The sequence below is a fragment of the Pseudomonas sp. P5_B2 genome (genome assembly GCF_056400445.1).
Genome location: NZ_JBFULH010000286.1, coordinates 1 through 5,361 on the forward strand (window position 1 = coordinate 1; position 5,361 = coordinate 5,361).

Sequence of the window (5,361 nt, forward strand, 5' to 3'; positions counted from 1 at the left end):
GCACCACAAATCAAATGTGGGAGCGGGCTTGCTCGCGAAGGGGCCAGCCCCGTCATCCCAAATCTCGGGGCTTGAACCCTTGAGCCAATAACCAACCCCGAACCATCCGCCCCTGCTCCACCTTCAACCCCGCCAGCACGTACTCAACAGGCTCAGTGCGCAACCGCCGCACCAACGGCGCCACCTCGACCCCTTGCACATGCCAGATCCCCAGCGGCTGATCCGCCGTGATCACCACCTCGGCCTCATCCACAAAACCATCCCGCAGCACCGGTGCCCGCTCGATCCTCAGCGCGTTGAAATCCGCCTTGGCATGAGCAACCTCAGCATCCGGCCAGCACCGCCGTGCCTGCCAGAAGGGCTGATCCAGCCAACGCTGTTCATCGGCATAAAAATCCCGTCCGATCCGCGCAAAGCGCAAAAATAACTGTTCCACCCGCTGCTGATGAAAGCGTTGGGCCAACGCCGCTCGCATGGGCTTTCGCAACAGCGTGTTGATCACGGCCGGCGCTTGTAACGCCGATGACAGTGATTGAAAAATCCCGTTGCCCGACAGCGGATCCACCGCCATCGCCGCATCCCCAACCCGAATCCAGTTTTGCCCACACACCTGCGGGCACAGAATCGCAGTGCTGCTGCGGGCATGCAGTTGCAGGTCGATTTCAGGTGTGGTGCCGAAAAACACCTGAGCCAACGCCGAGCCTTGGCGCCGCTGGCGACAATAGTCGAGCAACTGCGCCTTACCCGGCAGTTCGGCGCTGGCCACGTCGACCGTCCACTGCCAATAACACTGGCCGTCAGCCCGCCGCGCCATCCAGGCCCAGCCATCTTCAAGGCTTTCTACCGCGCTGGCGGTGCTGCCCGGCCTGGCCTGCCAGCGATTGAGCAGGCTGACCGTCTCCGGCCCTCTCAGGCCTTTACCCAGCGCCGGCGCCTGACGCCCTCGGGCCTCCACCAGAAAATCAGCGACCAGCGATTCGCGCCCTTCGATATCGATTCGATGCCCTATCGCGTCTGTCTGAACCGTCAGCACCCGCCCCTCGATCACCTCGACGCCAGCCAGGCGCAGGTCATCGCGCAAGCCTCGGTCGAAGCCTGGACGGTCCAACAGGAATTCAATGTTCTGCGCATGTTGCTGACCGTTCCACGACACCTGCCGCTGCGAAGGCAACGCCGCCTCCGCCAGCGCCTGATGCAGGCCCGCGCTGCGCAAGGCCTCCAGCACTCGCACCGAAACACCTTCCAACGCGGCAAACCGGCGCCACTCGCTGACCAGCGTCACGGGATAACCAAGCCGCCGCAAACCCAGGGCTACCGCCACTCCCGCAGGCCCCGCGCCGAGAATTGCAATCATGGCCCGACGCGCCGTTCAGGGCCGCGATAACGCGCGTGCTCGCGCAGCCACTCGACCACCTGTTCGTTGCTCGCCTCAGGATGTGCGACCAGAAAAGCGGCGATGTGCCCGCTCATAGCGGCACACCCCAGACTGGCGCCGGACTGCCCCGGATAAGTCCCGTGCACACACGCGGCGAAATCCGCTTGGGCACTGTTGAGCCACGACCACTCTTGTTCGGCGCAGCGCGCGTCGCCAGTGACACGCAACACCTGCGGATAATTCGCCGGGAAAACACCTTCGCCCTGCGCCGGGCTCGATGCACAGAGCAGAACGCCTCGCGCCACCGCCGCTGCACAGGCTTCGCGCAACAGGCCGCGATCCTGGCGCAGACCGAGGCTTAAATTGATCAACCGAACATCCTGCGACACCAGCCAGTCAATGGCGCTGGCGATTTGCAAGGCGCTGGTGACGCCGCGCTGGTCAAACACCTGCCCCACGCAAAACACCGCTGAAGGAGCCCGCCGCCCGATGGCTTCGATCACCGCGCTGCCATGGCCCAGCGGATCATCGCGCAAATCGCTTTCGGCCAACCCGTCCTCCAGCAACGAGAAGCGCCGCCCAGCGACGACCTGCACTTGTTGCGCAGCCGAATGGCCGCTGTCGACGACGCCGATTCGTAGTTCAGGCTTCATGCAGCACCGTTTTTGAGGTGAGTACGCCGTCGAGCAATTCAAAACGCAGATCAGCATCCGCCAAAGTTGAGGGACGGTGACTGATCAATATTCGCGTGCGCCCTGCAAACAGTCGATCGATGGCCTCGATGACTTCGCGTTCGGTGGCTTCATCCACCGCCGAGGTGGCTTCGTCGAGTACCAGAATCAGCGGGTCCTGCAACAGTGCCCGGGCAATGGCGATGCGTTGTTTCTGCCCGCCGGACAACTGCTGACCGCGCTCGCCCAACGGACTGTCGAGGCCTTCGGGCAACGACTCGATCAGGCTGTCGAGTTGCGCCAGCCGTGCGACTTCGGCAATCGCCTCGCGACTGGCGTCCGGCACGGCATAGGCCAAGTTGTCGGCGAGACTGCCGCGAAACAACACGATGTCCTGACTGACCACGGCAATCCGCCGACGCAACTGGAACAGATCCAGATCGCGCAAATCGACCTCCCCCAGCAACACCCGCCCCGACTGTGGATCATGGTGACGTTGCAGCAGATCGATGAGGGTTGATTTGCCAACCCCGGAGCCGCCGCTGAGGGCGACTTTCAAGCCGTAGGGAATGCGTGCTTCGATACCGCGCAAGGTCGTCGGGCGGCCGGGATGGCTGAAGTGCACATCGTCGAATCGCAGGTCACCGCATACAGGCATCGGTTGCGGCTGGACCGGCGACAAAACGGTCGGCTCTTCGCCGCGCAATTCCATCACGCGTCCTAAGCTGACGGTCATCCGTTGAATGGCGACGTAGAGACCAAGCAGGCTCTGAACCGGTCCGACCGCCATGCCCAAATAGGTCGAAAACGCGATCAATGCACCCAACTGCCAAGTCCCCTGCACCACCCAGTAACCGCCAATCAAAAACGCACAGGCACGGGACAATGACGTCAGTGTGCCCGGTACGGCCTGGGTGAAAAATTCGGTGACTTGCAGGCGCAGCAATTGGCTCATGTAACCGTGACCCAGCGTCTCCAGTCGTCGTGCTTCCCGCTGTTGCTGGCCGGCAGACTGGATGAACTTCATCACGGGCAAGGTTTCGACCATGAACGAGGACATGTCCGCCGAGCGCTCGCGCAATTGCCGCACATCGCGCTCGACCTTGCGCCGCATCCAGCGCAACCAGAGCACGTCGAGGGGAATCAACACCAGCGCCAACAATGAGAGTTTCCAGGAAAGGGTCAACAGCATCGCCACTGCGCAGACCAGTCCGATCACGCTCGACACCGCCGAGAACAGCGAGTCCACGGCAAAACGCTGGATCTCCGCGACATCGCCATCCAGGCGCGACATCAAGTCGCCGATCCGCCGCTGACCGTAAAAACTCGGCGAGAGCGTCTGCAAATGCCGATAGAGATCATCGCGCAGGGCAAACAGAATCCGCCCGGACAACCGCGTGTGCAGGTAGCGATTGATGCCCGACAGCGCAGTGCCGAGCAGCCCGGCAACGATCATCAGCCCGGCAATCAACACCAGCATCGGAAAATTGCGCGCCAGCAGACCATCGTCGATCAGCAGCTTCGTCAGCCACGGTTGCACCAGCACCAACAACGAAGCGCACACCGACAGACCGAGCAGTCCGGCGATGGCCAGACGATGTGGGCGCACGAAGCTATAGAGCCAGCGCAATGCCGCTTGCAGGGCTTCGGGGTTCTGGCTGTCGATCAGCCGAACGATCAGGCGCTGCATCACGAACGCAACTGTTTGAGCTTGCGATACAGGGTCGCGCGACTGATCCCCAGCGCGTCGGCGGCGGCCGAGACGTTGCCCTGATGAGTGTCCAGGGACTGACGAATCAGCTCCAGTTCATTTTCACGGATGCTGCCAGCTTGAGGCCGTTCGGTCGCGGTCAATTCGTCGAGCATGCTGTCGGGCAAGTGGTCGAGCGTGAGAACCGTCTCCCCCGGCTCGCGCATGGCCAGAGCGGTGCGTAAGACCGTCTCAAGTTGGCGGATGTTGCCGGGCCAGTGATAACTGCCGAGCAAGCGGCTCAAATCGTCATGCAGGACGACGGCGGGCGCGTTGAGCCGGGCCAGCAATCTCCCGACCAGCGCACTGAAGTCTTCGCGCTCACGCAGGGCCGGGAGCATCACGCTGATGCCGTTGACCCGGTAGAACAGGTCTTCACGGAAGTGCTTTTCTTCCACCAGACGCTTGAGGTCGCGGTGCGTGGCGCAGATCAACGCGACGTCGATGTCCTGCTCTTCGCCTGCGCCCAGCGGTGCGACTTTGCGATCTTGCAGCACCCGCAGCAATCGCGCTTGCAAGGCCAGGGGCATGTCGCCGATTTCATCAAGAAACAAGGTGCCGCCGTGGGCCTGTTGCAGGCGACCGATCATGCCGCCACGGCGGGAGCCGGTGAAGGCGCCTTCACGGTAGCCGAACAGTTCCGACTCGATCAGGCCTTCGGGAATCGCCGCGCAGTTCACCGCGATGAAGGGTTTGTCGCAACGAGTTCCGGCCATGTGCAGGGCGCGGGCGATGACTTCTTTACCGGTGCCGGTTTCACCGAGCAGCAACACCGGCAATTCATTGGCCAAACCTTGTCGGGCCATGCGCAAGGCTCGTGCGTAGCGCACATTACTGCCGGCAAGTGACTCAAGATCTGGTTGTGGCTTGGCTGTTTTGGCGGTGGTGCGTGGTGGGGTGCTGACATTGATTGACCGCTGCGGCGCGCGCAGGGTTTTGTAGAAGAATTCGCCTTTGGCGGTTTGCAGGCTGCCGACACCGCCCTGATGCAGACGAGACAATAATTGCAGGCCGTCGACACCCAGAAACTCTTCACAACGTCGGCCGACCAGCGCCGAGCGTTCGGCGTGGAGCAGCTGACAGGCCTGGGCGCTGACCGCGAGAATCTGCCCTCCAAGACTCACCGCCAGCAGACCTTGCCATGGGGATTCGAGGTATTGGCGACGGCTGTGGAAGGCCAGCACGATTTCGTCGGGATAACTGGCGTTGAAGACACGGCTTTCAATCTGGCTGACGGCCATGGCCAGCAATGCGGTGCTGTCGTGAATGCGACCGAGCGGGCCTTCACGGGTCAGATCGAGCACGCCGAGCATGCCGCCTTGCGGGCAATGGATCGGCACTGAAGTGCAGGAGAAATCAGTCAGTCGATCAAGGTAATGTTCGCCGCAATCGATCATCGTAGGCCGTGCTTCAACCAGTGCGGTGCCCAGCGCGTTGGTGCCGCGAGCGGCTTCGCTCCAGCAGGCGCCCAAGGTGATGTCTTGCAGACCGCTGCCCTTGAGGCGATCGGCGCGCCCTTCGACGGCGATAATGGTGGCGTCGGAGTTGGCGAGGATAATCAGCCC

The 5,361-nt window shown here is 62.4% G+C and carries 4 protein-coding genes; all 4 read right to left on the minus strand.

All coding sequences use genetic code 11. From position 1 onward, the window contains the following. Positions 1–52 precede the first annotated feature (52 nt). On the minus strand, positions 53–1,354 hold the full coding sequence (qhpG, locus tag AC1DRJ_RS18465; protein ID WP_477803426.1) for a flavin-dependent monooxygenase QhpG: 1,302 nt from the start codon (positions 1,352–1,354) through the stop codon (positions 53–55). Then, positions 1,351–2,028 (minus strand): subtilisin-like serine protease QhpE, encoded by a 678-nt coding sequence (qhpE, locus tag AC1DRJ_RS18470; protein WP_477803427.1) that lies wholly within the window; start codon positions 2,026–2,028, stop codon positions 1,351–1,353. Before qhpE ends, qhpG begins: the two co-directional genes overlap by 4 nt. Further along, the gene (locus AC1DRJ_RS18475) at positions 2,018–3,736 is read right to left on the minus strand and encodes an ABC transporter ATP-binding protein (RefSeq protein ID WP_477803428.1); all 1,719 of its coding nucleotides are present in this window, start codon (positions 3,734–3,736) and stop codon (positions 2,018–2,020) included. Before AC1DRJ_RS18475 ends, qhpE begins: the two co-directional genes overlap by 11 nt. Further along, on the minus strand, positions 3,736–5,361 hold a 1,626-nt coding region (locus AC1DRJ_RS18480), incomplete at its 5' end, for a sigma-54-dependent Fis family transcriptional regulator (RefSeq protein ID WP_477803429.1). The genes AC1DRJ_RS18480 and AC1DRJ_RS18475, both read right to left, overlap by 1 nt.

Bases quoted from the DNA above. Each gene is read 5' to 3' on its own strand.
- AC1DRJ_RS18475 (WP_477803428.1), bottom strand. From the start codon at position 3,736: ATGCAGCGCCTGATCGTTCGGCTGATCGACAGCCAGAACCCCGAAGCC.
- qhpE (WP_477803427.1), bottom strand. From the start codon at position 2,028: ATGAAGCCTGAACTACGAATCGGCGTCGTCGACAGCGGCCATTCGGCT.
- qhpG (WP_477803426.1), bottom strand. From the start codon at position 1,354: ATGATTGCAATTCTCGGCGCGGGGCCTGCGGGAGTGGCGGTAGCCCTG.